The sequence below is a fragment of the Campylobacter concisus genome (genome assembly GCF_902460415.1).
In the GTDB taxonomy this organism is placed as follows: Bacteria; Campylobacterota; Campylobacteria; order Campylobacterales; family Campylobacteraceae; genus Campylobacter_A; species Campylobacter_A concisus_Y.
The window spans coordinates 145390-169125 of sequence record NZ_CABPTY010000002.1 but is presented as its reverse complement, the minus strand read 5'-3'; the positions used below and the strand labels follow the sequence as shown (position 1 = coordinate 169125).

The 23736-nt window shown below is 38.0% G+C and carries 22 protein-coding genes and 12 tRNA genes; 7 read left to right on the top strand and 27 right to left on the bottom strand.

Annotation, left to right across the window (positions count from 1 at the left end; translation table 11 throughout):
• Positions 1 to 560: 560 nt before the first annotated feature.
• The 19 genes from FZ940_RS05060 to tig form a co-directional block, all read right to left on the bottom strand.
• Positions 561 to 635, bottom strand: a tRNA-Glu gene (locus tag FZ940_RS05060).
• Positions 636 to 643: 8 nt separating this feature from the next.
• Positions 644 to 719 (bottom strand) — tRNA-Lys (locus FZ940_RS05055).
• Positions 720 to 840: 121 nt separating this feature from the next.
• Positions 841 to 917, bottom strand: a tRNA-Asp gene (locus FZ940_RS05050).
• A gap of 8 nt (positions 918 to 925) precedes the next feature.
• Positions 926 to 1001: transfer RNA gene (locus tag FZ940_RS05045), tRNA-Val, on the bottom strand.
• An 18-nt stretch (positions 1002 to 1019) separates the two neighbouring features.
• Positions 1020 to 1095 (bottom strand) — tRNA-Glu (locus FZ940_RS05040).
• A 13-nt stretch (positions 1096 to 1108) separates the two neighbouring features.
• A tRNA-Lys gene (locus FZ940_RS05035) sits at positions 1109 to 1184 on the bottom strand.
• A gap of 138 nt (positions 1185 to 1322) precedes the next feature.
• Positions 1323 to 1407 (bottom strand) — tRNA-Leu (locus FZ940_RS05030).
• 15 nt (positions 1408 to 1422) lie between these two features.
• Positions 1423 to 1499 (bottom strand) — tRNA-Arg (locus tag FZ940_RS05025).
• A gap of 15 nt (positions 1500 to 1514) precedes the next feature.
• Positions 1515 to 1591 (bottom strand) — tRNA-Arg (locus tag FZ940_RS05020).
• A 6-nt stretch (positions 1592 to 1597) separates the two neighbouring features.
• Positions 1598 to 1674 (bottom strand) — tRNA-His (locus FZ940_RS05015).
• A gap of 9 nt (positions 1675 to 1683) precedes the next feature.
• Positions 1684 to 1761, bottom strand: a tRNA-Pro gene (locus tag FZ940_RS05010).
• A 425-nt stretch (positions 1762 to 2186) separates the two neighbouring features.
• Positions 2187 to 2909 carry a TerC family protein gene (locus FZ940_RS05005; RefSeq protein ID WP_148821754.1) on the bottom strand — a complete coding sequence of 241 codons (723 nt, stop codon included), beginning with the start codon at positions 2907 to 2909 and terminating at the stop codon, positions 2187 to 2189.
• Positions 2902 to 3489, bottom strand: coding sequence for a phosphoribosylglycinamide formyltransferase (purN, locus tag FZ940_RS05000; RefSeq protein ID WP_148821753.1), 588 nt, complete (start codon positions 3487 to 3489; stop codon positions 2902 to 2904). The genes FZ940_RS05005 and purN overlap by 8 nt, the downstream gene beginning before the upstream one ends.
• A complete protein-coding gene (locus tag FZ940_RS04995; RefSeq protein ID WP_148821751.1) occupies positions 3471 to 4874 on the bottom strand; it encodes an NAD(P)H-hydrate dehydratase in 1404 nt (467 codons plus the stop codon). The genes purN and FZ940_RS04995 overlap by 19 nt, the downstream gene beginning before the upstream one ends.
• 1 nt (position 4875) lies before the next feature.
• On the bottom strand, positions 4876 to 6381 hold the full coding sequence (locus FZ940_RS04990) for a YifB family Mg chelatase-like AAA ATPase (protein WP_148821749.1): 1506 nt from the start codon (positions 6379 to 6381) through the stop codon (positions 4876 to 4878).
• A complete protein-coding gene (gene def / locus FZ940_RS04985) occupies positions 6378 to 6896 on the bottom strand; it encodes a peptide deformylase (RefSeq protein ID WP_103600693.1) in 519 nt (172 codons plus the stop codon). Before def ends, FZ940_RS04990 begins: the two co-directional genes overlap by 4 nt.
• A gap of 14 nt (positions 6897 to 6910) precedes the next feature.
• Positions 6911 to 7933 carry a GGDEF domain-containing protein gene (locus FZ940_RS04980; protein ID WP_087577215.1) on the bottom strand — a complete coding sequence of 341 codons (1023 nt, stop codon included), beginning with the start codon at positions 7931 to 7933 and terminating at the stop codon, positions 6911 to 6913.
• 8 nt (positions 7934 to 7941) lie between these two features.
• A complete protein-coding gene (clpP, locus tag FZ940_RS04975; protein ID WP_085657936.1) occupies positions 7942 to 8532 on the bottom strand; it encodes an ATP-dependent Clp endopeptidase proteolytic subunit ClpP in 591 nt (196 codons plus the stop codon).
• Positions 8532 to 9863, bottom strand: coding sequence for a trigger factor (tig, locus tag FZ940_RS04970; RefSeq protein WP_148821747.1), 1332 nt, complete (start codon positions 9861 to 9863; stop codon positions 8532 to 8534). Before tig ends, clpP begins: the two co-directional genes overlap by 1 nt.
• Before the next feature lie 138 nt (positions 9864 to 10001).
• Here tig and folE point away from each other — a divergent pair, with 138 nt between their 5' ends.
• Positions 10002 to 10574: a GTP cyclohydrolase I FolE gene (gene folE / locus FZ940_RS04965; protein ID WP_148821745.1), complete on the top strand. Its 573-nt coding sequence runs from the start codon at positions 10002 to 10004 to the stop codon at positions 10572 to 10574.
• A gap of 11 nt (positions 10575 to 10585) precedes the next feature.
• Positions 10586 to 11878, top strand: coding sequence for a flagellar protein export ATPase FliI (gene fliI / locus FZ940_RS04960; protein WP_410368986.1), 1293 nt, complete (start codon positions 10586 to 10588; stop codon positions 11876 to 11878).
• A 773-nt stretch (positions 11879 to 12651) separates the two neighbouring features.
• On the opposite strand, the gene FZ940_RS04955 is transcribed toward fliI, so the two are convergent.
• From FZ940_RS04955 to FZ940_RS04935, 5 genes are read right to left on the bottom strand one after another with little or no spacing between them, the layout of a single operon-like run.
• Positions 12652 to 14385, bottom strand: a complete 1734-nt coding sequence (locus tag FZ940_RS04955; RefSeq protein WP_148821741.1) for an ATP-binding protein — start codon at positions 14383 to 14385, stop codon at positions 12652 to 12654.
• Complete coding sequence (locus tag FZ940_RS04950) at positions 14385 to 16061, bottom strand: fatty acid--CoA ligase (RefSeq protein ID WP_148821739.1); 1677 nt, start codon at positions 16059 to 16061, stop codon at positions 14385 to 14387. Before FZ940_RS04950 ends, FZ940_RS04955 begins: the two co-directional genes overlap by 1 nt.
• 12 nt (positions 16062 to 16073) lie before the next feature.
• Positions 16074 to 17303, bottom strand: a complete 1230-nt coding sequence (locus FZ940_RS04945; RefSeq protein WP_148821737.1) for an OmpP1/FadL family transporter — start codon at positions 17301 to 17303, stop codon at positions 16074 to 16076.
• A complete protein-coding gene (gene nfo / locus FZ940_RS04940; RefSeq protein WP_148821735.1) occupies positions 17300 to 18151 on the bottom strand; it encodes a deoxyribonuclease IV in 852 nt (283 codons plus the stop codon). Before nfo ends, FZ940_RS04945 begins: the two co-directional genes overlap by 4 nt.
• The gene (locus tag FZ940_RS04935) at positions 18148 to 18618 is read right to left on the bottom strand and encodes a hypothetical protein (protein WP_148821733.1); all 471 of its coding nucleotides are present in this window, start codon (positions 18616 to 18618) and stop codon (positions 18148 to 18150) included. Before FZ940_RS04935 ends, nfo begins: the two co-directional genes overlap by 4 nt.
• A 68-nt stretch (positions 18619 to 18686) precedes the next feature.
• Here FZ940_RS04935 and FZ940_RS04930 point away from each other — a divergent pair.
• Positions 18687 to 18761, top strand: a tRNA-Glu gene (locus tag FZ940_RS04930).
• Between the two features lie 83 nt (positions 18762 to 18844).
• Here FZ940_RS04930 and FZ940_RS04925 read toward each other — a convergent pair.
• Positions 18845 to 19405 (bottom strand): manganese efflux pump MntP, encoded by a 561-nt coding sequence (locus tag FZ940_RS04925; RefSeq protein WP_148821731.1) that lies wholly within the window; start codon positions 19403 to 19405, stop codon positions 18845 to 18847.
• A 109-nt stretch (positions 19406 to 19514) separates the two neighbouring features.
• On the opposite strand from FZ940_RS04925, the gene FZ940_RS04920 reads away from it, so the two are divergent.
• Positions 19515 to 20264, top strand: a complete 750-nt coding sequence (locus tag FZ940_RS04920; protein WP_148821730.1) for a DUF4197 domain-containing protein — start codon at positions 19515 to 19517, stop codon at positions 20262 to 20264.
• Positions 20261 to 21139, top strand: a complete 879-nt coding sequence (locus FZ940_RS04915; RefSeq protein WP_148821728.1) for a DMT family transporter — start codon at positions 20261 to 20263, stop codon at positions 21137 to 21139. The genes FZ940_RS04920 and FZ940_RS04915 overlap by 4 nt, the downstream gene beginning before the upstream one ends.
• Here the strand turns inward: FZ940_RS04915 and FZ940_RS04910 are convergent.
• The gene (locus FZ940_RS04910) at positions 21136 to 21861 is read right to left on the bottom strand and encodes a class I SAM-dependent methyltransferase (protein WP_148821726.1); all 726 of its coding nucleotides are present in this window, start codon (positions 21859 to 21861) and stop codon (positions 21136 to 21138) included. The two genes, FZ940_RS04915 and FZ940_RS04910, sit on opposite strands and share 4 nt — an antisense overlap.
• A gap of 46 nt (positions 21862 to 21907) precedes the next feature.
• Between FZ940_RS04910 and FZ940_RS04905 the strand changes: the two genes are divergently transcribed.
• Entirely contained in the window at positions 21908 to 22300 is a 393-nt protein-coding gene (locus FZ940_RS04905; RefSeq protein WP_148821724.1) for an acyl-CoA thioesterase, read from the top strand.
• On the opposite strand, the gene FZ940_RS04900 is transcribed toward FZ940_RS04905, so the two are convergent.
• Entirely contained in the window at positions 22291 to 22650 is a 360-nt protein-coding gene (locus tag FZ940_RS04900) for a Fur family transcriptional regulator (protein ID WP_148821722.1), read from the bottom strand. The two genes, FZ940_RS04905 and FZ940_RS04900, sit on opposite strands and share 10 nt — an antisense overlap.
• Before the next feature lie 147 nt (positions 22651 to 22797).
• Here FZ940_RS04900 and FZ940_RS04895 point away from each other — a divergent pair, with 147 nt between their 5' ends.
• Positions 22798 to 23733: a metal ABC transporter solute-binding protein, Zn/Mn family gene (locus FZ940_RS04895; protein ID WP_148821720.1), complete on the top strand. Its 936-nt coding sequence runs from the start codon at positions 22798 to 22800 to the stop codon at positions 23731 to 23733.
• The last annotated feature ends 3 nt before the right edge of the window (positions 23734 to 23736 follow it).

Here is a 23736-nt window from a genome sequence, read left to right as displayed (position 1 = left end):
GCAAAGAAATGGTTTGCTTGCTAGTTTTATATTTAGGTTTAAAAATTTTAATAGCCTTTATTTTTACTATTTAAGTTAAGCTTTCTTTAATTATGCATTTAATATTTTTTTACATTGCCACCAAATACTCTTTATATTATAAAAAGAACTATATTTTATCGTAAGCCCTAATATATTTTTACGCATGAATCCTGGCTGGTATGATCTTTAAATTTTAAGTACCTTTCTTTATTAATAAATGTAGGCTGCTTTGCGTTTTATAAGCTTAAAAATTAAAAATGCTTAATGAGTTTTGTCCAATAGATCAAAGCAAAAAACAACTTGTAACGCTTGTAATTATATTTATATGATGTGTTTTATTGTATTTATAGAAATTTTTAGCTTATTGCAAATTATCTTCTAAAATTTATCACTTACTACACACTAATTAAACAACAATATAAAAATTAATTTTTACTTTTTTTAATAGCAATTTACTAAGCAAATAAGTATACATTTTTAAGAAATTTTCTATAAAAATTTCCGTGTAATAAATTGAAAAATAACAAGGATTAGAGAAATGGTGACCCATACGAGACTCGAACTCGTGTTACCAACGTGAGAGGCTGGTGTCCTAACCGCTAGACGAATGGGCCAAAATGGATGGTGCCCCGTGTAGGTCTCGAACCTACGACCCCATCATTAAGAGTGATATGCTCTACCAACTGAGCTAACGAGGCAAGATTAAATAGTAATAATAAATCTTAAAGTGTTATCTTAGAACTTATAATCTTAAAATTTAATTTGACACTCAATAATGGGTGCTTTATGAGACATGACCTTAACCTAAGGTTTAATAGATGGCGCAGCGGACGGGGCTCGAACCCGCGACCTCCGCCGTGACAGGGCGGCATTCTAACCAACTGAACTACCGCTGCACCTAAAATGGTGGTCGCTATAAGACTCGAACTTATGACATCCACCTTGTAAGGGTGGCGCTCTACCAACTGAGCTAAGCGACCTAAAATTTAAAAAATATCTGGCGACCCTTAGAGGATTTGAACCTCTGTTTCTACACAGAGAAAGTAGAGTCCTGAGCCACTAGACGAAAGGGTCATAAACCCAAAAATGGTGTCCTGCGTTGGATTCGAACCAACGGCCCCCTCATTAAAAGTGAGATGCTCTACCGACTGAGCTAGCAAGACATTTGCTTAAAAAAGAATTGAGATTATACAAAAAACATTATTACATGTCAAGAAACAAGAAAAAGTATCCAGTGCTTTACAATAAAGGCTAACTTTAATTTTTAATAATATAAGTTTATCTCAAATTATAAAAAAGAATGGTGCGGATGAAAGGACTTGAACCTTCACGCCGTGGGGCACCAGATCCTAAGTCTGGCGTGTCTGCCAATTTCACCACATCCGCACAACAATAATAAAGTGGTACGCCCATCAGGATTCGAACCTGAGGCCTACGGCTTAGAAGGCCGTTGCTCTATCCAGCTGAGCTATGAGCGCATAAAGTATTTTAAGTGGCGCGCCCGATAGGAGTCGAACCCATAACCTACAGATCCGAAGTCTGTCGCTCTATCCAATTGAGCTACGAGCGCCCAAAATGGGGTGAGTGATGGGAATCGAACCCACGACCCTCAGGACCACAATCTGATGCTCTAACCGACTGAGCTACACTCACCATTTAACATGGTCGGGGTGAAAGGATTCGAACCTTCGGCCCTCTGGTCCCAAACCAGATGCGCTAACCAGACTGCGCTACACCCCGCCTGAGTCGTGTTTGTAAGTTTATGCCACTACCTCATTAAAAAGTCGTATTTTAACTTGTTTTTTTTATAAAGTCAATTAAAAAACACTTAAATTAATAGAAATTATATATAAAAAATAATTCGATCAAAATATTAATTAATACTTCACAAAATACATAATTTTTTATACAAGCCAACTTTTTATGCTTCTCTATTTTACTACCTAACTATAAAACCTGACCTTTATTTTACTGATTTTTAAGTAGCTTGACATGAATATTTTAACTAATATACAACTAAATAAACATTGATCTATTTTCTATTACACCTTTCATGCTTATCAAAATTTTACCTTCAAATTTAAACAGATTTATCTTTTCGGGCTAGAATTTTTTGATTGACATTTTATCTATCCTATCATTAGCTTTTCATCGGCGTAAAAATATTATTTAGCTAACATTTTCTTTTTAGCATAGATATTTATACTTTCCACTGCCAATGAAAACGCCATAGCAAAATAGATATATCCCTTTGGAATATGAAAACCTAATCCTTCAGCAACTAGTGTCATACCCACAAGCACCAAAAATGCAAGTGCTAAAATTTTTATTGTTGGATTATTGTCCACAAAATTAGAAATACCTTTTGACGCTACCATCATTACACCAACTGCTAAAATAACAGCTATGATCATTATCTCTATATGCTCAGCCATACCAACAGCCGTGATAACACTATCAAGAGAAAAAACAATATCCAAAACAGCTATCTCACTTACAATGACCAAAAAATTTGCATGTGATTTTTTACTTTTTTGATGCTCTTCGCTTTCGCCAGAAACACTAGAATGTATTTCAAGGGTTGATTTTACAAGTAAAAATAGACCTCCCAGTATAAGCACCAAATCCCTGCCACTTATGCTAAATTCTGCGATAGTAAAGAGCGGCTTCGTAAGCTTCATAATCCAAAACAATGAAAGTAAAAGTAAAATTCTAGTCACCATAGCTAGCCCTAGGCCAACAATCCTACCACTGCCGCGCTGCTCTGGCGGTAGTTTGCCCACCAAAATAGCGATAAATATAATATTATCTATGCCTAAAACTATCTCTAAGCCAGTTAACGTAAGTAGTGATATCCACGCTTCTGGCGAAGTCATCCATTCAAACATTTGTTTCCTTTGTTATAATTTTTATTATGCTCTCAGGCAAAATTTTATGCTCTATCGCATGAATTTTACTCTCCCAGTCCTCCAAGCTCATACCATCTTCTCTTTCAAACGCTCTTTGTGCGATGAGTTTACCTCCGTCAAGCTCCTCGCTCACGTAGTGCACGCTAACTCCGCCGAGCATCATATCGCTCGCAAAGCTCTCTTTTATCGCATGAGCGCCTTTAAAAAGTGGCAATATGGAAGGGTGTAAATTTATAGCTTTTATCTGTGATGTAAAAACAGGAGTTAATATCCTCATAAACCCAGCAAGCACCGTTAGTTCAGCGCCGCTTTTTAAAATTTGCTCCACAACTGCTGCGTCAAATTCTTCTCTATTTGCAAATTTGGCACTCTCTATTATCGTCGTCTCAAGCCCAAATTTCTTAGCGCGCTCTATGCCATATGCGCCTGGCTTGTTGCAGATACAAAGACAAACTTCGATTTTTATACCATTAAAAATTTGATTATGAACTTTTTTAAGTATCGCCTCTAAATTTGAGCCACTACCACTAAAAAGTACGGCTATCTTTTTCGTAAGCATTTTACTCCTTTTATAATGTCTGTTGGGCTAAGCGCATAGCTATTTTTTTTGAAATTTTTAAGGCTTAGTGCATGAGCTAGTGTAGCCGAGATAGCAGCATCCAGTGGCTCGTAGCCTTGAGCTAAAAGAGCAAGCACAAGTCCGCTTAGCACGTCACCACTGCCACCTTTTGCAAGTATATTTTTACCATAAGGCATGATATAAATTTGTCCGTCTTTAGCGATTATCGTATTTGCGCCTTTAAGTACTAGCACAGCCTTAAATTTCTCGCTCCAAGATTTAGCATAAGTAAATCTATTTTCTTGTAATGTTTTTACGTCGATATCTGCTATATTACAAAGCTTTAAAAGTGAGCAAAATTCCTTTGGATGGGGCGTTAAAACACAGTTTTCATTTAGTAGATCAAGCACTTTTGCGCTGTAAAAGATATCAGCGTCAAGCACTAGCTTTTTGCTCTTTAAAATTTGCGTATCAAGCTCTTCTATGCCCTTTTTGCCAAGCCCCATGCCAAGGGCTCCAGCGTTCATTTTATCGCTTATCTTACTTGCTTGCATGATCTGCGTTGGTAAATTTAAGTCCTGCTCGCCTATGACGCTAACTAGTCCAGCCCCAAAGGCAAATGCTGCCTTTGCGCAAAGCATGCTAGCTCCTATGCGCTCGCCAGATATGATAAATGCGTGGCCAAAGTCGCCCTTATTTACGCACTGATTTTTTCTATTTGGAAGCACAAGGTCGCGTTTTTCAAGCAAGTGATAGTCGCTTTCGCACTCATAGTTTTGAGCGCTTATGCCAAGAGTAGCGAGCTTTACCTTGCCAACAAAGTCTTTTGCAGCGTCGCTATAAAGCCCAAGCTTTCTAGCTCCCATCGTGATCGTGATGTCCGCTTTTACGCAAGAGCCAAGCAACTTGCCATCGCTACTTAGCCCGCTTGGTACATCACAAGCGATGATGTAAGCGAGGCTGGCGTTTATTTTTGAGATGAGCTCTATGTGCTTTTTGTCTAAATTTCTATTTAAGCCAGAGCCAAAAAGTCCGTCTATGACGCATTTTGCACCATTTAAGCCATTTTCTACATCTTTACACTCACGCATGCCAGCAGATTTAGCTCTCTCAAGCTGCTTAATGGCTAGTGGCTTTAAATTCTGACTAGCTAAGATAAATTCGCATTCAAACTCGCCCTCTAACATCCTTAAAGCACAAAGCACGTCTGCGCCATTATTTCCACCACCGCAAATGCCAAGCACCCTCTCGCCTTTTTTAAATTTCTTACGGATGAAATTTGCTATGCCAGCGGCAGCGTTTTCCATTAAAATTTCTTCGCTAAGTCCAAATTTCTCGCCTGCCCTCTCGTCTAAAACTCTCGTGTCTAAATATAAATTTTTCATTCTATGCCCTAAAACTAAGTGCCTCTAAGATGTGGGGCTTTAAAATTTGCTCGCTCTCATCAAGGTCAGCGATACTTCTAGCCACTCTAAGTGTTCTTTTTATGCCTCTTTGAGAAAGATTGTACCTCGAGGCTGCCTTTTGTAAAATTTCTCTTGCTTCATTATCCAGTAGACAAAATTTTTCTACTTGTGCGTCATTTAGCTTGCCGTTTAGCTCATCTTGATTGCGTTTTTTTTGAAATATAAAGGCTTTTAAGACCATATCACTCATCTGCTGTGAGCTCAAACTAGCCTTGTCGCTTGGCGAGCTCTCGTCCATAGCAACTTTTAAATCAATGCGGTCAAGCACTGGAGCTGAAATTCTTGATTTGTAGTTTTTTATCTCATTTTCGCTGCATTTGCAATTTAGGTTGCGAGAGAATAAATTTCCGCAAGGGCATGGATTTTGAGCTGCTACGAAGATAAATTTAGTCTCATAAGTCACTTTTGAATTCACTCTTGCGATGTGGATTTGGTTGTCCTCTAGTGGCTCTCTGAGGCTCTCGATCACTTGTTTAGAAAAGTGTGGAAATTCGTCAAAAAATAGCACTCCACCATTTGCAAGTGCGATTTCGCCGATCTTTGCGACATTTGAGCCACCACCAAATATTGAACTTTTTGTCGAGGTATGATGTGGTGAGCGAAAAGCTCTAGTGCTTGTAAATTCACTATCTTGAAGGTTTAAAGAGCGGTAAGCGGCAGACTTTAGTACCTCTTCTAGGCTTTGTGGCGCCATAATGTAAACGAGGCGTTTTGCACACATGCTTTTGCCGCTACCCGGGCTGCCTTCAAATAAAATATTGTGCATGCCAACGGCTGCGATAACGCAGGCTCTTTTGGCTCTTTCTTGACCCAAAACGTCCTTAAAATCAAGCTCGAAGTTTAAATTTGGAACATATCTTTTGCCAGAAATTTCTATCACGTTTAAAAATAGCTCATGCGTAGCGTTAAAACGTATACTTTTTGCAAATTCTGCGTCACTAAAAAATCTAATCGCTTCCTCTAGAGTACTAACCGCATAAATCTCTAAATTTGGGATCATAGAAGCTTTTTGTGCTATCTCTTTTGGCACTAAGACTTTTACGTTTTTTACCTGCGTGCTTAAAAAAAGAAGGATCGAGAATAAATTTGCTGTGCTTTTTACGCTTCCATCAAGCCCAAGCTCGCCAAAGACAAAAATTTTCTCTAAGCTTTTTGCTTTTTGAAGAGCTATAAGAAGAGCGATAGCTAGGTCAAAATGTGAGCCACTTTTTGGCAGATCTGAAGGGGATAAATTTATGGTTATCTTTTGTGCTGGAAAGGAAAAATCAAGTGCTAGAAGTGCTGCTTTTACGCGTTCTGTGCTCTCTTTTATACTTGTGCTTGCAAGCCCAACGATGCTAAAACCAGGAAGCCCGCGAGAGAAGATAGACTCAACGTCAATTATCTTTAGTCCATCGCCGTAAGTAGCACATCTTAAAGACTTCATGAAGCTTTTTCTTTTTTTTGCTTTTTGTATTCCTTATCAAATTTTTTACGTTTATTAAAGCCGATTTTTTCTATAAAAAGATGTCCATCTAAATGATCATTTTCATGCTGGATAGCGATAGCTAAAAGCCCATCAGCCTTTAAGCTTTGCTCTTTGCCAAAGCGGTCTTGATATTTGATAGCCACAACCTCATTTCTTTTTACATCTTCATAATATCCGGGTACACTAAGGCAGCCCTCTTGATAGACACACTCACCCTCACGTAGTTCAAATTTTGGGTTTATGATTTCGATTAAATTTTCTTTATCTTGCACGCCCTCGTCATTGGCTAGATTTATAATAAAAATTCTTTTTGCGACACCTATCTGAATAGCAGCAAGGCCGATGCCCTCTTTTGCAATCATCGTATCATACATATCATCAAGTAGTTTGTGAAGTTCCTCATCAAAAATTTTAACCTCTTTTGAGACTTCATAAAGCTTTTTATTTGGATAAGATAAAACCTCTAAGATCAAGCTCAAACTCCTACTTATTCACCCAAAAATATAGGCTGCTCATCATCTTGTGTTAGTATTAGTTGATCTAACGAGTAAGAGATTAGTTCTTCAGCACTTCTTGTTTTTGTTATCATGCTTGAAACCACTTGGATATCAAGCTTGCACTCTTCACCATCTATCTTCCAAGGTATAGATGAAAGCATATTTAAAATTCTGCTACCAGCTTGTTTTGTACCATTTTCGTCAGTATATTTCATAACCATAGCAAAACAGCCATCACCGTAATGAGCTACTATATCGCTCCTTCTAGAAGTTCTTAAAAGAAGCTGTGATATAGCTTTATACATATTGTTTCGCTCTTTTAAATTTTTAACACGATTTGTAAATCTATCTTTTGCTCTTACTAGTAAAAACGATGCGTTATAACCATATCTTTTAACGGCTTCTACTTCACTTTGTACTGTGGCTACTAGAAATTTTTTATTATAAACGTCATATGTCGTATCATAAATCGACTGCTCTTCAATAGATTTAAGCATCTTAGCTACTTCGTCATAGCTTACTTTAATGACATCAAGATGCTTATCCATAAGGCTGTTTAATTTTATTAGGTCATGATTAAATGCGCTTAAAACATTTTGAAGAGCTAGGATATTTGTATTATTTTTGAGTGCATCCATGCGCTTTTGTACTAGGCCTCTCATGATGCCTAAATTTTTATAGATTAGCACCACGGCTTGAAGCATGCTTTTTATCTGGATAAATCCTTGCTTTATCTCTTTTTCAATAGAGATATTGCTGCCCGATGGTACTGAGATCTCGGAATTTATGACTATCATATCGCCGATCTCTTTTCTAAATTCATCAGGCTGTCCATCAAGCATTTTCTCAAAATAAATAGAGTAATTATTTGGCGTAGATGGAACATTATCGTCACTTAATTCATGCAAAACATTTTCTGAAAATCTGTAGATATCTACCTTTTCTTTTTCTAGAATATGTTTTACCTCAACCGCTTTTTTCTTAGGGTCTGGTGCATTATCTATCTTTATCACTTTGGGCCTTATTTAAAACTTTTCTCCAAAATTTTATCAACAAGTCCGTACTCTTTGGCTTCGGCCGAACTCATAAAGAAGTCACGTTCAGTATCTTTTACGATCTTACTTAGCTTTTGACCTGTATTTTTTGCCAAAATTCCATTTAAAATCTCTTTCATACGCAAAATTTCACGAGCTTGTATCTCGATATCAGTCGCTTGACCTCTAGCGCCGCCAAGTGGTTGGTGTATCATGATACGAGAATTTGGCAGTGCATATCTCTTTCCAGGCGTGCCGCAGCTTAGTAAAAATGCACCCATACTTGCAGCCTGACCTATGCAGATCGTGCAAACATCTGGCTTTATGTAGTTCATCGTGTCATATATGCTAAAGCCACTTGTTATCACGCCGCCTGGTGAGTTTATATAAAGGTAGATATCTTTATCTGGATCTTCGGCCTCTAAAAATAGCAGCTGAGCGACGATAGAAGCAGCCATGCCGTCCTCTATCTCGCCACTTAGCATAACGATCCTGTCTTTTAAAAGACGGGAGTATATATCATAGCTTCGCTCACCTCTACTAGTTCTTTCAACTACGACAGGAACGTAATAGCTCATTACTCAGCCTTCTCTTTTTTGCTTGCTTTTTTCTCGTCTTTTTCTTTGTTGAAAAGCTCGCTAAATAGCTTCTCTTCGATCATTGACATCTTTATAGCTGGAAGCATGCCTTGGTTGCGGTACATCTCAAGGTGCGCTTTTGGATCTTGGCCGCTTCTATATGCCTCAAAATAGATCGCTTGAACGACCTCTTGATCGCTCACTTTCACGCCTCTTACGCGAGCTAGCTCATCGATGATGAAAGTTAGGCGAACGCTATTTTCAGCATCTTTTCTATACTCGTCACGTTTTTTAGCTAGAGCATCTTTGTCTTCTCTAAATTTCTTCATATCGTCTGGGGTAAATGAGCTCCATGCGTTTCTAAACTGCATATCGATCTCTTGCTCGACAATATTTTTTGGCACATCAAATTTAAATTTCTCAACTGCAGCCTCAGCAAATTTTGGCTTAAGCTCATCATTTATAAGTTTATAAATTTTCTCTTGACGGATTTGCTCTTTTATGCGCTCATCAAGTAACTCTTCAGTTGGTTTTTCTTCATTTGGAAGTAAAGTTTTTAGTATCTCTTCATCTAGTTTTTCAGGAATTTTTCTCTCTTGAATTTCATGAAGTTTTATTTTAAAGATAGCGTCTTTGCCAGCTAAATGTGCAGCACCATAGTTTTCTGGGAATTTAACCTCGATATCTTTTTCACCACCAGCTTTTATGCCTACCATACCATCTTCAAAGCCTGGGATAAATTGATTTGAGCCGATCTCAAGTACGTAGTTTTCAGCCTTGCCACCATCAAATGCAACGCCATCAACAAAGCCTTCAAAGTCAAATTTAGCAAAATCGCCAACTTTTAGACCTCTTTTGCCATCAATTTTTTCAAGTGGAGCTATCATTTTTAAAAGCTCAGTTTTCTTCTCATCTATATCTTTTTTCAAAACGCGTGGGTTTGAAAACTCAGGTAGCAAGCTCTCATAGCCGCTCACATCGACGTTTGGCTTAAATGAAACTGTTAGCTCAACGTCGATCTTACCATCTTTTCTGTCAAATTTTGAAACGATAGGCTCGCCGATAAGATCATCATTTTTCTTGCCTGCTTGTTTTATAGCCTCATCAACAACATCTCTTAAGACATCTTGTTCAGCATCGTTTGTTAGCTCTTTCTCATAGCGTTTTAGCACAATAGCAACTGGCACATGGCCTTGTCTAAAGCCATCTACTTTCATAGTTTTTGCTGCTTTTTTTGCTAGTTTTTCTACGCTAGATTTTATAGCATCTGCACTTATAGTCGTGCTTGCTAAGGTATTTACGCTATCTAGAGCTTTTGTTTTGATTTCCATCTAATTCCTTTATGAATACAAATTTTTAGCTCAAAATATAGCAGAATTTTCCTTATTTCATTGTAAATTTGTAAATTTTTATAGATATAAAAGGCGTTTTAACGTAGAATCTAGCAATAAAATTACGGAGAAAAATTTATGCAAGAGAGTTTTGAAAATTCGATCAAAAATATATTAACAATTGTTGGCGAAGACCCAAATAGAGAGGGGCTTTTAAAAACTCCAGAGCGTGTTTACAAAGCTTTTAAATTTCTCACCAGCGGATACGAGCAAGATCCCAAAGAAGTCCTTGGTGACGCGCTATTTACTAGCTCAAATAATGAAATGGTTCTCATGCGAAATATTGAGTTTTACAGTCTTTGCGAGCACCATTTGTTGCCTATTATTGGCCGAGTACATGTAGCGTACATCCCAAATGGCAAGGTCGTTGGCCTTAGTAAAATTCCTCGCATGGTAAATATATACGCAAGACGCCTTCAAATCCAAGAGCAGATGACCGAGCAGATCGCAAAGGCACTCGAGGACGTTATCGCTCCAAAAGGTGTTGGAGTAGTTGTTGAGGCTAGGCATATGTGCGTTGAGATGAGGGGTGTGCAAAAGATAAACTCAACCACTACGACCTCGGCACTTAGAGGCTGCTTTATCAAAAACGCAGACACAAGACGAGAATTTTTCTCGCTTATAAACTCTCCTAGGGAAACGCATTTTTGAGCTTAGAGCATATAAATTTAAAGCTTAAAGAGGGTGTGAAACTCTCAAACACCTTTGGCATCATAACTAAAATCACAGCTACAACTATCGAGATCACTGGGCTTCGTCCAAGCATCGGCGACATCGTGCGTATAGTTGCAAAAGATAAGAGCAAAAATAGTCTTGGCATGGTTACGCAGATAAAGACAGATGGAGCTTATATCAGCCCGTTTGGCTTTGTTGAGGGATTTAGGATAGGCGACTTTGTCTACGAAAGTGATCAAGGTATGAATATACCAGTGGGGCCAAATTTGCTAGGCCGCGTGGTCGATCCATTTATGAAGCCCATTGATGGTAAAGGAGCGATCGAGACGACTGAATATATGCCGATCATGAGAGCACCGATAGATGCGATGAAAAGAGGGCTTATAAATGAGCCATTTAGTGTTGGTATAAAGACTATAGATGGACTGCTTACTTGTGGCAAGGGGCAAAAGCTGGGAATTTTTGCAGGTTCAGGCGTGGGCAAATCAACCCTCATGGGTATGATCGTAAAAAATACGCTAGCTCCCATAAAAGTAGTCGCACTAATAGGCGAGCGTGGCCGTGAGGTGCCTGAATTTATCGAAAAAAACCTAGGTGGTGACTTAGAGGGCACGGTCATAATCGTAGCGACCAGCGATGATAGCTCGCTCATGCGAAAGTACGGTGCATTTTGTGCGATGAGCGTGGCTGAGTACTTCAAACAGCAGGGAAATGACGTGCTTTTCATTATGGATAGCGTTACGCGTTTTGCGATGGCACAGCGCGAGATCGGCCTTGCACTTGGCGAGCCACCGACCTCAAAAGGCTATCCACCAAGCTCGCTCACACTCCTGCCACAGCTAATGGAGCGCGCCGGCAAAGAGGAGGGTAAGGGCAGTATCACGGCATTTTTCACCGTGCTAGTCGAGGGCGATGATATGAGCGACCCGATAGCCGACCAAAGCCGCTCTATCCTAGACGGGCACATCGTGCTAAGTCGTGAGCTAACGGATTTTGGAATTTATCCACCTATCAATATCCAAAACTCAGCCTCGCGTGTCATGGGAGATGTGATCAGTAAAGAGCATAAGCTAAATGCGATGAAATTTAAGCGCCTTTACTCGCTTTTAAAAGAAAATGAGGTCTTACTTCGCATCGGTGCTTATCAAAAGGGTAGCGACAAGGAGCTTGACCTTGCGATCTCGAAAAAAGAATTTATGGAAAATTTTTTAAAGCAAAGTTCAGAAGAGGCCTTTGCGCTTGAAGAGGTCGAAGAGCTGCTTGAGAAGATCAATCAGTAAATTTCTAAAATTTATAATCCTTTTTACAAAATTTAGCTACTAAAAATATAATCAAAAATTTTTATATTAATTATCAAAGTGATCATGCACTAATTCTTTGTTTTTGGTGTAAGAATTGCGCTCAAAGACCTGTAAATTTCTATTTTCTCATCTCTTTTTTAATTTCAAAAAGCGCTGCTACAAATATCATGAAAGAGAATTTGAAATTTATGGGACTTTTTATTTTAGACTTCGTGAGACGGCTATTTTTGTATTGCACAAAATGACAAAGTTTTAGTAAAACTCTTTCTAAGCACCATACGCATTCCAAACAGCGATCACAAAGTGGGCAAATTTCAAAATTTGGGTTTTACAAAAACTTACTCATTTACAAAATCTACGGTAGTAAATTTGAAACAGGCGAGCAAGATAAATTTATACTAAGTGATTATGCGCTGATATCTGGCTTGCTGTAAATTTTCGTGGCAATCATGACGTAAATTTAACTATGAAAGCAAAATTCCACGTTTAGATCAGTAATCCTGGCACTTTAAACTTCGCCTCGCAACAAAAAGCATATGCTACATGAGATAGTAAAATTTGGAAGAGCTTAAGAGTCAAAACCTATTTTTTCTCATCAAAGCTTGAGTTTAGCTAACGCTTTCTATAATTTTTGGCGACAACAATCGTGCAAATTCTAATTAGACAAAAGCAGGTTTCTCGCCAATGTCAGAGGCTCTTGTTTATTTATATTTGTTTAAATTTATACAAACAATAAAATCAAGAGAGAAGGCTTAAGAGCCAAATCCCATCTTTTTATCCTCGCCAAAGCTTGAGTTTAGCTCGCGCTCTATTGTGGTTTTGAAGTCCTCAAAGGTAAAAATCCCATCATCTTTTATCGCCACTTTTAAAGCGGTGTTTTTTAGCGCAAGGACGATCTGCGCGCCACTTAGGTTAAACTCAGCCAGCCTTTCTACGCTAAAGCCATCTTCAAAGCTCGCATTTTCAGGCAAAATTTTACGCCAAATGGCAAGCCTGCCGTTAAAATCAGGCTTTTTAAACTCGATCTTATAATCAAACCTTCTAGAAAACGCCACATCAAGGCTTTGCAAGAAATTTGTCGTAGCGATCAGCACGCCCTCAAAGCGCTCGATCTGCTCTAAAAAGATATTTTGCATTTGATTATGCATCTTCTCAGCCCCGCTCGAGCTCTCTACTCTTGTGCTTAAGAACTGATCGGCCTCATTTAGTAAAAGCACCGGCTCGCTGCCACTTTTTTTGCAAATTTCTTTGTAAGTATCAAAAATTTTTCTTACATTTTGCTCGCTCTCGCCGACATATTTGCTTAAAATTTTTGAGCAATCAAAGCTTAGAATTTGCTTCTTTAGGCTCTTCGCAAGCCCAACGGCACTCATCGTCTTGCCAGTGCCAGGCTCGCCATAAAAGATGATCTTAGCATCTATGTTTTTCCTAGTTTTTATACCCCAGCTACTAAGTCTGGCGAGGACTTTTTTATCGACTTGCTTTAGGATCGTGCTTAAAAGCTGCTTTGTCTTTTCGTTTAGCACGACGTCTTCTAGGCTAGTTACTGGCTCGATGAGCTCAAAAATTTCTTGCTCTTTTACCAGGCTTTCGATCTTGATTTTTTTGCTATTTTTGTCATTTTTTGGGTGCATTATGCTTTGCAAGATCTCTTCATTTATAAAAAAGCTCTTGCTTACATTGCCGTAAGCGTTTAAAACCTCGTCGTAGTCAATGAGAGCGCTCTCTATGAGCCTTGAGCCGTCCTCTAAAAGTGTGCGATTTTTGATGCGTTCAAGCTCATCTTTGCTTATTAGTCCGACTAACGTGTTTAGATCGCGTCCATTTTCAAAGTCCCCTGCGTACTCCTCTTTTAAAAGGGCTAAAAATATAATCTGCTCTTTTTCGTCAAGCGAATTTTCTTTAAAAATTTGCTCTATTTTTAGGCTAATTTTACTTAGTTTTATGCGCTCATTTATGCGCTTTGTAAGCTCAGAAATTTGCTCATTTATGCGCTTTTTAGCATCATTTGAGCCATCGCCAAAAATGGCAGCCTTTGAGTAAAGTTCTATTTTTAAAAATTGATCTTTTAAATACTCCAAATGATCTTCATAAGCTGTGTGCTCTGGTAGGCTTATGTCGGCGTTGCCATCTTCAAGAATTTTTAAAAATGTAGCTGAGAGAGAAATTTCTGAATGAAGCAGCGAAAGCAGCCCTTGACTTGAGTTTTTTTGTGAGCTCTCTGGCATTTTAAAGAGGCTGTAGTTTTGCACTATCCAGCCACTATCAAGCAAATTTTTTATAAATTTTAAGTACAAAAGCTGCTTTTCGTTTTGCGTACCAAAAACAGCTCCAAGTAGCTCATAAACGCTCATACTAGCTGTTCCTTGCACGTAAGCTCTGCTTAGATATTTTAGGATTTCTCCCTCTTCGTCACCACACTTTATGAGCTCGTAAATTTTGCTTTTTTTGAGGTCCTGGTTTAAAAAATCAAGCAAGTATTTCACTAAAATTTATCCTTCATCTGCTCTATTTGCTCTTTTAATACACGTTTTAGCACCTTACCAGTGGCATTTCTAGGCAACTCTTCGGCAAAATAGATACTCTTTGGTATCTTGAAATTCGCTAAATTTTTCTTCAAATGCTCTCTTACTGTTTTTTCATCAAGATCCATACCCTCTTTTACCTGAATAAACGCCACAACCTCTTCATCGGCATGTACGTCTTTTACGCCAATTACCGCTGTTGCTTCGACTGCTTCAAGTTTGTAAATAACCTCTTCGATCTCGCGTGGATAGATATTAATGCCCTTTGATATTATAAGGTCTTTTTTACGATCAACAATATAGATAAAGCCCTCTTCATCGACTTTGCCAAGATCTCCGGTCTTTAACCAGCCGTTTATGATAGTCTCATCAGTTATGCTTGGCATACCATAGTAGCCTTGCATGACGCAGTCGCCCTTAATGATAATCTCGCCGATCTGGCTAACTGGAAGCTCCATCATCTCATCATTTACGATCTTTACCTCATAGCCATCAAGCACAGGCCCTACACTTAAAAGCTTTTGTTTATCATATAAATTTGCAGCTACGACTGGCGAGCATTCGCTAAGACCATATCCCTCGACAAGTGTTGCGCGTGGAAATTTCACTCTAAAGTCATCAATCGTCTGCTTTGCAAGCGGAGCTGCACCACTTACAAATAATCTAATGCGGTTAAACCATCTAAAATACCAAGGAATTTTTGCCTTACCGATAGCTGTATAGATGGCTGGGATTCCTAAAAATACAGTTACACGCTTTAGCAAAGTTTGTTTTAGTACATTTGAAAATGGAAATACTGATTTTACAAGAACCATCGAAGCACTCGCAAATATCGGAAGCAACACCATTGCAGTTAGCGTAAAACTATGAAACATCGGTAAAAAGACTATGAAACGATCGCTTTTTTTCACTATAAAACGATCATGAGCTCCAATTAAATTTGAAAAGATATTTTTATAGCTTATCATCGCACCTTTTGGCTTGCCGGTAGTGCCTGAAGTGTAAATTATATGCATTAAATCATCTATTGCCGGATACTTTGTGATACTAAGAGCGTATTTGTGATTTAGAGTTTCTGTAAAATTTACATTTTTAACAAGGCCATTATTTTCATAGCTCTTACTCATGTCCTCTTTTGAAATTTGAGGTGTTGAAGTAAGATACGCGCTCTCGCCATACTCTTCGTCAGTGTCTATATATTCATCTTTTGAAGCACTTTGAAGTTTCTTTGGTATTGCTCCGATCCAGATTATCTTTCTTAAAATTTCAAGCTCATTTAATGCGATTAACTCTTTTGCAAGCGAGCTAGACGCAAAAAGTACCTTTGCACCGCAATCATTTATGATATATTCAAACTCGTTTGCTTTTAAAAAAGTATTCATAGGCACTGCGATACCGCCTATTGCGGTTGTCGCAAGGTATGAGATGATAAATTCTTTTGAGTTTGTAACCGCCATAGCTACTTTATCGCCAAATTTTACTCCAGCAAGTTGCAAATAAGCTGCCACTTTATCGACATTTTGCTTTAATTCGCGATATTTTAGCTTCTCTTTTTCTTCAAAAAGAGCTACTTGATTTGGATTTTCCTTTGCTACTTTGGTTAAAATTTCATAAAAATTATTATAAGAGTATCGCATTATTGACCCTAACTAAAATGTATATTTAAAAGTCGTACCAAGGATTTGGATCGTACCAGTATCAAATTCCCCTGACATTTTTCCAGTATCTGATGAAATGCCTGTCGCACGCTTCTTATCACGGTGTTGATAAACATATCCAAGTGCCATTTCAAGATTTGGTGTAAATTTATAATTTACTCCAAAAGAATATACCTTAGACGTAGTATTTGGAAGCTCTAATCCAGTATGTTTACTACTTGTAATGTCTTCATCATAGGCAAAGCCAGCCATTAGTCTAAATTTTTCATTTACATCATAGGCAAGACCTAGTCTATACGTATTTGTATCTTTTGCATTTTTGATAACTGGATCATCCATGAATCTTGCAAAAGCTGGATGCGAGTGAGCTGGACCTTTATCCATGTATTCAAAGTCATAGCCTTTAAATTTAGACCAATACGTCCTCTCAAAAGCTAGCAAAATGGTAAAGTCGCTAAATTTATATCCAGTTGCAAGTACAAGCTGAGCAGGAAGTGGGATCTCGACTTTTGTTTTGCCATGGTAGCTTATAGGAGATAGCGCTCCGTTAAAATCAGCATCTGTATGGCCTTTAAGTTCTAAATTTACATTTGAGCGGTAAGTAACGGCAAAGCTTAAATCCTCAATAGGCCTATAAGTAAGTGCAACATTATAGCCATAGCCCATACCATCACCTTTTATCTCTCTGTAGCCTATTCGTCCAAAGTCACTTGCTATCTTACCCTTGGCATAAACACCTCTAGCACCAAGAGCAACGGCGAGCTTATCGTTTATGCGGTAAGCCACAGTTGGATTTAACTCAACAACTTGCAGCTTAAACCTTTTAGCGGTAAATGCAGTAGCTGGATCCTCCCATGATACACCAACAGCAGCAGGAACGGCAAGAGCTAAACCGAATTTCCAGTTTTCATAAATTTCTGGCGTTACAAAACTAAATGTACCAGCTAGCGAGTCAAATTTTTCTGACCTATAGCTTTTGCCACTATCACTTTTAAACTCGAGCTTATTTATATGAAACCAGCCAAGGGTACTTTCTATGTGATGACGTCCATCTAAAAACATCATATTTGCAGGATTAAAATATGCCGCATCAGCTCCAAAACTAAAGGCCACGTTACTAGCAGCAAGGCCTAAAGAATCAGCGCTTTGCTCAGGAACCTTATAACCTCCAGCATTTAGCAAAGTAGATGCCATAATAATGCTTAATAGCGCTTTTTTCATAGTTTTTCCTTTTCGAAATTTCTTAGAATTTTTATCTCTTCTTCCCAAATACTCTCGTCAATCGTCTCTAATATTAAAGGAATTTCGCCTATTTTATCATCATTTATTATATTTTTAAAAGCACTAAATCCAAGCTCACCCTTGCCAAGACTCTCGTGTCTATCTTTTTTAGAGCCAAGCCCGAATTTTGCATCATTTAAATGCATGCCAGATAAAAATTTATAGCCAATGATCGCATCAAATTCCCCCATCGTTTTAGCGTAGGCCTCTTTGCTTCTTAGATCATATCCAGCAGCAAATGCGTGACAGGTATCAAAGCAAACACCAACCCTACTCTCATCGTCTACTCGCTCTATCAAATAAGCAATCTGCTTAAAACTAAAGCCTAAATTTGAGCCTTGTGCAGCTGTATTTTCGATGACTAGCTTTACACCGCTTGTGCGCTTAAGTGCCACGTTCATGCAGCTTACGATATTATCTAAGCACTCTTTTTCGCTTATTTGTTTTAGATGTGAGCCTGGATGAAAATTTAAAAGCTCTAGTCCAAGCTTACTGGCGCGATCTATCTCATCTATAAAGGCTTCAAGCGACTTTGCTCTTGCCTCCTCATCTGGATGGCCTAAATTTATCAAGTAGCTACTGTGTGGCAAAACATGCTTTGTGCTTATGCCAGAAATTTTTAGGTTTTCTTTAAACTGCTCTATTTCACTAGCACTTAGCTCTTTTGCATTCCACTGGCGTTGATTTTTTGTAAAAAGCGCAAAGGCATTTGCTCCTATTTTTGCAGCATTTAAAGGTGCATTAAACACGCCTCCAGCAGCACTTACGTGAGCTCCGATATATCTCATTTTAACTCTTTTATTATCACTCTTATTTTGTTTTTGCTGTCTATAAATTTGACGTAGTTATCGCAAACCTCGTATTTTATAAAATATGAACTTAGATCTTGACTAAAACCACACTCCGTATTCACCAATCCTTTGCCATCATAAATCTTTTCTTTTTGCAAAATTTCTTCAAAAAGGCTCTCATAATGCGGAGCTAGAAAAAATTTCTCATTAAACTCAGTCTTGTTAAAGCAAGCATTATTTATGCAAATTTTATCTCTTATGCTTACGTTTGCGGTGTTTACGCCAGAGCTATAAATTTGCAAATTTAGCTCATTTTTATATTTATGGAAAAATCCAACGTCATTTATCTTGATCATCGGAGAAAATAAAGTAACTTGAAAAGCTTGTGAATTTTGCGGCGTTTTGGTAGCTACGCAACCTGTAAAAATAAAAACAGATAACAAAGTAAATAAAATTTTTTTCAAAAATTTTTCCTTATTAAACTAAAATTAAGTATAAAAGAAATATAATCCCAACTTCATAACCGACATGTGGCCCATTCGTCTAGCGGTTAGGACATCGCCCTTTCACGGCGGTAACACGAGTTCGAGTCTCGTATGGGTCACCACTTCTAAAAATCAAAATCTTATCCATATAAGCTTTAAAATATAGTTAATCTTAAATATTATTTTTAATTGTTATTTTAAATTTTTATTGAACCGCGCCGCTTCCAATTAAATGCGTTATTAAAATTTTAAAACCTAGAAAAATTAATATCGCTCCTCCCAGAAAGAGCGCCTTTTTCTCTAAAATTTTACCCATAAATTTACCTATATAAAAAGCAATCAAACTTAATGCAAAGCAGACTACACCGATTATGAGCGAGCTTTGAAAGATATTTATCTCTTCAAAGCTAAGTGTGACGCCAACGGCAAGAGCGTCTATACTAGTAGCAAATGCTCCATACAAAATAGTCTTAAAGCCTATCTTAAGATACTCGCACTCCTCTTTGCTACAGGCCTCTTCAAACATTCTAAAACCAAGAAAATAGAGTATAAAAAATGCAATAAAATGATCAACCGAGCTTATAAATTTTGCAAAACTAACACCTAAAAGATAGCCAAGAAGTGGCATAAGAAACTGAAAAAAGCCAAGCATAAAAGCGATAAATAAAATTTTATTAAGAGCTAAATTTTTATATCTTGCACCATTTGCCATATTTAGTGCTGCACTATCCATACTAAGAGCGAAGCTAAGAAGTAAAAGTTGCATAATCTCCCTTTAAAAAAAGGGTGAATTCTAGTGCAAAAAGATTAAATTTATTTTAAGTGTTTAGATATTTTTTGTATGATTTTGCTTTAAATTTTAAAAAGGAGAGAAGATGAAAAGATCTCTTGTTATTCTTTGTGGCGCACTTGCTTTAAATTTACAAGCCGCAAGCATGGACGATATGATAAATAAAGGCGTCAAAATCGCCACTCACGCATCAAGTGGCGACTATAAAAGCCTAGTTAGCGAGGCGCTAAATGCCGCTGTTAGCGAGCTTTCAAAAGAGGGCTTTATAAACAATGCCACAGCTAAAATCCCACTCCCAAAAAGCCTTGAAATGGCATCAAATTTAGCCAAAAAAGTAGGCGGCGAGAAGTGGGCGCAGGATCTTAGCAAGTCGATAAATAACGCCGCAACTACGGCCGTGCCAAAGGCTGCTGAAATTTTTAGCGAGAGCATAAAAAATATGAGCGAGGCAGATGTCAAAAAGCTCTTTAATGGTGGTAGCGACAGCGTTACGAAGTATTTACAGCAAAGCTCCAGCCAAAAGCTAAAGGCAGCATTTGCGCCGATAATTGAAAAAATGATGAGTGATAATAACTTTGCGACCGCCTATAATGGGCTAAATTCTTTCATCGGCGGCTCAGCAAAAAACAACGAAACGATAAAATCAGTAAAGAGCCTAGCTAAAAATTTAGGCGCAAGCGAATATGTGCCAGATGACGGCGAGGATCTAAACGCATATATCACTAGAAAGACGCTAGATGGGCTATTTAACGTGATGAGTGAAAAGGAAAAGGGGCTAAGAAGTGGCTTTAGCCTAGATAGCGACAAAAAGGTGCTAGACTCGATCTTTAAATGAGAAATTTAAGCGCTCAAAACAGAGCCGACATCGCTCTTATCGTAGTTGCTATCGTTTGGGGCGCTACGTTTTTACCTATGGCAAACGCGCTAAAGACAAATGGCGTCTTTGTCATGCTCTTTTGCCGGTTTTTTCTCTCAGCTATATTTATGGGTTTTGTTGCACTTAAATTTACTAAGAAATTTGACACAAAAAGCGTCATCTACGGCATTATCCTTGGCGCGGTGCTATTTTTGTCATTTGCCACGCAAACTTACGCTCTAAAGCTTACTTTTAGCTCAAGTGTTGCCTTTATTACAGGGCTTGAGTGTGTGATCGTGCCTTTTATGACAGCACTTATTTTTAAAAATAAAATAACTATTTTTGCTATTTTTGGTGCATTTATTGCTATTTTTGGACTTTGGCTCTTAAGTGGCGCTACACTAGCACTTGGGAGCGGCGAGGCACTTGCCCTACTTTGTGCCATATTTTATGCACTTTACACAAGCTTAAATGGCCACTTTGTAAGAAAGTGTGAGCTTTATTTGCTTGTATTTATGGTATTTCTCACCGTCTCTTTACTCTCATTTGTCTTTGCGTTTATTGAAGGTGGTGTGGTGCCAAATTACGATAGGGAATTTTTTATAGCAATTTTTATCACTGCATTTATTGGTACCATCTTTTGCTACTTTGTGCAAACCATCGCTCAAAAATACACGACCGCTAGCAAGGCGGCATTATTTTTCTGCCTAGAGCCAGTCTCTGCTGGGCTAATAGGCTACTTCATAGCTGGCGAGATACTTAGCATCTGGCAAATTTTTGGAGCAGCGCTTATTATCTTTGGCGTCATTTTTAGCGAATTTGGCAAGCAAATTTGCTCTAAATTTAAGCTCTAAAAGACAAAAAGCTTCATTTGAGAGTCAATTTTCTCGTCTATAAACTCGCCGTCAAATCTCTCTTTTAACATCGCTAAAACCACCTTTTCATCGTAGCTTTTAGCTCCGTTTATCTCAAGGTGCCAGCAGATATTCTCAGCAGCTTCCTGCACGCTTCGTCTAGCGATCCTTGTCTCATTTAAAATTTCACTCTTATAAGCAATACTCTGCTCATTTAGCCACGCTTCAAGCCTATTTACAACGTTTTTTTGAGAGAGCGTGCGGCCAAATTTTTCAAAAAATGGCTCCAGAAGATCAGAGCTTCTAGGCTTGTCCCAGCCAAGATAGAGTTTTTGTTTTGCGATACTATGAAATTTAACAAAATCTTCATCGCTAGCAATCGCTGGACTCATCGTGCAAATAGCGATATCAAAGCGCTTTGCTGGCTTAAATTCTCTCCACGAACAAACCTCGCTGGTTAAATTTGTCACGCCAAATCTTTTGGCATCTTCATTTAAAATTTCTATCATATTTTTTGAGCTATCGATACCTGTTATATTTTTTGCAGTTTTTGACAAAAATATCGTCCAAACACCGGTACCACAGCCTATATCAAGAATTTCTCTACCGCTAAAATCAACTCCCCAGCACAAAGCTTTAGCAAAAATTTGTTGCTGAATAGCACTTACTTTGCCATCAAACCTTTGATAATTTGACGCCTTTTTATCCCATAAATTTTGCATTTTAGCTCCTTATTTTTGGTTATAATTCTAGCAAAAAAGGCTAGAAATGAAAGATTTTATCTACAAAGCAATAATCCCACCACAAGCCATTGATATGCATGGACACATGAATAATGTCTATTATTTTACTCTTATGCAAGAGGCTGCATTCGCACACTCTGCAGCGGTTGGCGACACGGTCGAGGCGCAGTATAAAAGAGGCGAGATCTGGCTCATTAGAAAAAATGAAGCCAAATATATAAAAAGCGTAAAATTAATGGATGAGGTAGAAATTCACACTTACACACAAGCTGAAGGCAAGGCGACTTCGTGTAGATATTTTGAGTTTAAAAAAGATGGCGAGCTAATAGCAACCGGCAAGACCGAGTTTGTTTACGTTGATCTAAAAACAAATCGTCCAAAAGCCATTCCAGCTGAGATCATCGCACTTTACTCGTGATCACACTCATCACAAACGCCTTTTATCACGGCGCTTTTTATATTTTTAGCGACGTTTAGATGGGGCATATCGATGTTTGTGACTTTATGACAGACATCGCAGATAAAGTACGCTTTTGCCTCATTTGCCAGTTCGTAGTAGCTTTTATGATTATTTTCAGTTTTTATAACAAGACCTTTTTTTTCAAAAATTTCTATGCTTCTATAAAAAGTAGTTTTATTTGCATTAAGGCTTTCTAAAATTTCATCATAGCTTAATGGAGTTTTGGCATTTTGCAAAATTTCAACGAGCTTTATGCGAAAAATAGTTGCCTTGATACTATGCTCTTCTAAGAAATTTCTTGCATTCATCCTTGCCCTTTTTATTTTTTGTATATTAACGCTAAAAGTTTTAAATTTCATTTAAAAAGCACTATATTTAGGCTTTCGTTCTTTAAGTTGCAACCAAGTTGCAATCTGCTAAACTTCCGCAATATTTTTTCAAACAAAGGAGAGATGGTGAGAAAGATTTTTGTTTTTTTAGCAGTTTGCGCTTTGTCGCTTTTTGCAAAGCCAGTTGTTACGACTAGTATATTGCCTACAAAATTTTTTGTTGAGCAAATCGCTGGTGATACACTAAGCGTAAATACAATGGTTGGCAAAGGTGCTGATCCACACACTTATGAGCCAAAGCCAAAACAGATGAAGGAGCTTGAAAAGAGTGAGCTTTACTTTGCTATTGGCATTGAGTTTGAAGATACTTGGCTAGAGCGTTTTTCAAAATCTTTTAAAAATTTACATATTGTAAAAACACAAGAAGGCATCGAAAAGATAGCTATGAGTGATGAACACGAACATCATGAACACCATGAACATCACGAGCACAAGCATGAGGGTGAGCATAAACATGAGCATCACGAGCATCATGACCATGACCACGAAGCTGGCGAACATCATCACCATCATCATGATGGCCTTGATCCGCACATTTGGCTTGATCCGATTTTAGTAAAAACTCAAGCTGACAATATTGCTAAAGCATTAATAGAGAAATTTCCACAAAATGCAAAGCTTTATGAGGAAAATTTAGCTAAATTTAAAGCCAGCCTTGACGAGCTTGATAGCTTTATTAAAAATACTCTAAAAGATGTTAAAACTCGCGAATTTATCGTATATCACCCATCTTGGGGATATTTTGCAAAACGCTATAACTTAGAGCAAATTGCCATCGAGATAGAGGGCAAAGAGCCAAAGCCGGCTGAGTTAAAAGAGCTCATCGAAGAGGCTAAAGAGCACGGTGTAAAGGTTATTTTCGTGGCTCCGCAGTTTCCAACAAAGGCTGCAAATTTAGTAGCAAAAGAGACTGGCTCAAAGGTCATAAGCATTGATCAGCTCCCAGAAAATTGGCTAGATGAGATGAAAAAAACAGCAGAAATTTTTGCTAAGAGTCTATAAAAA

What these genes read in the sequence shown, in the direction of transcription:
- FZ940_RS05005 (WP_148821754.1), bottom strand. Translation starts at nt 2,909, where the DNA reads ATGTTTGAATGGATGACTTCGCCAGAAGCGTGGATATCACTACTTACG.
- purN (WP_148821753.1), bottom strand. Translation starts at nt 3,489, where the DNA reads ATGCTTACGAAAAAGATAGCCGTACTTTTTAGTGGTAGTGGCTCAAAT.
- FZ940_RS04995 (WP_148821751.1), bottom strand. Translation starts at nt 4,874, where the DNA reads ATGAAAAATTTATATTTAGACACGAGAGTTTTAGACGAGAGGGCAGGC.
- FZ940_RS04990 (WP_148821749.1), bottom strand. Translation starts at nt 6,381, where the DNA reads ATGAAGTCTTTAAGATGTGCTACTTACGGCGATGGACTAAAGATAATT.
- clpP (WP_085657936.1), bottom strand. Translation starts at nt 8,532, where the DNA reads ATGAGCTATTACGTTCCTGTCGTAGTTGAAAGAACTAGTAGAGGTGAG.
- tig (WP_148821747.1), bottom strand. Translation starts at nt 9,863, where the DNA reads ATGGAAATCAAAACAAAAGCTCTAGATAGCGTAAATACCTTAGCAAGC.
- folE (WP_148821745.1), top strand. Translation starts at nt 10,002, where the DNA reads ATGCAAGAGAGTTTTGAAAATTCGATCAAAAATATATTAACAATTGTT.
- FZ940_RS04950 (WP_148821739.1), bottom strand. Translation starts at nt 16,061, where the DNA reads ATGCGATACTCTTATAATAATTTTTATGAAATTTTAACCAAAGTAGCA.
- FZ940_RS04945 (WP_148821737.1), bottom strand. Translation starts at nt 17,303, where the DNA reads ATGAAAAAAGCGCTATTAAGCATTATTATGGCATCTACTTTGCTAAAT.
- nfo (WP_148821735.1), bottom strand. Translation starts at nt 18,151, where the DNA reads ATGAGATATATCGGAGCTCACGTAAGTGCTGCTGGAGGCGTGTTTAAT.
- FZ940_RS04925 (WP_148821731.1), bottom strand. Translation starts at nt 19,405, where the DNA reads ATGCAACTTTTACTTCTTAGCTTCGCTCTTAGTATGGATAGTGCAGCA.
- FZ940_RS04920 (WP_148821730.1), top strand. Translation starts at nt 19,515, where the DNA reads ATGAAAAGATCTCTTGTTATTCTTTGTGGCGCACTTGCTTTAAATTTA.
- FZ940_RS04915 (WP_148821728.1), top strand. Translation starts at nt 20,261, where the DNA reads ATGAGAAATTTAAGCGCTCAAAACAGAGCCGACATCGCTCTTATCGTA.
- FZ940_RS04910 (WP_148821726.1), bottom strand. Translation starts at nt 21,861, where the DNA reads ATGCAAAATTTATGGGATAAAAAGGCGTCAAATTATCAAAGGTTTGAT.
- FZ940_RS04905 (WP_148821724.1), top strand. Translation starts at nt 21,908, where the DNA reads ATGAAAGATTTTATCTACAAAGCAATAATCCCACCACAAGCCATTGAT.
- FZ940_RS04900 (WP_148821722.1), bottom strand. Translation starts at nt 22,650, where the DNA reads ATGAATGCAAGAAATTTCTTAGAAGAGCATAGTATCAAGGCAACTATT.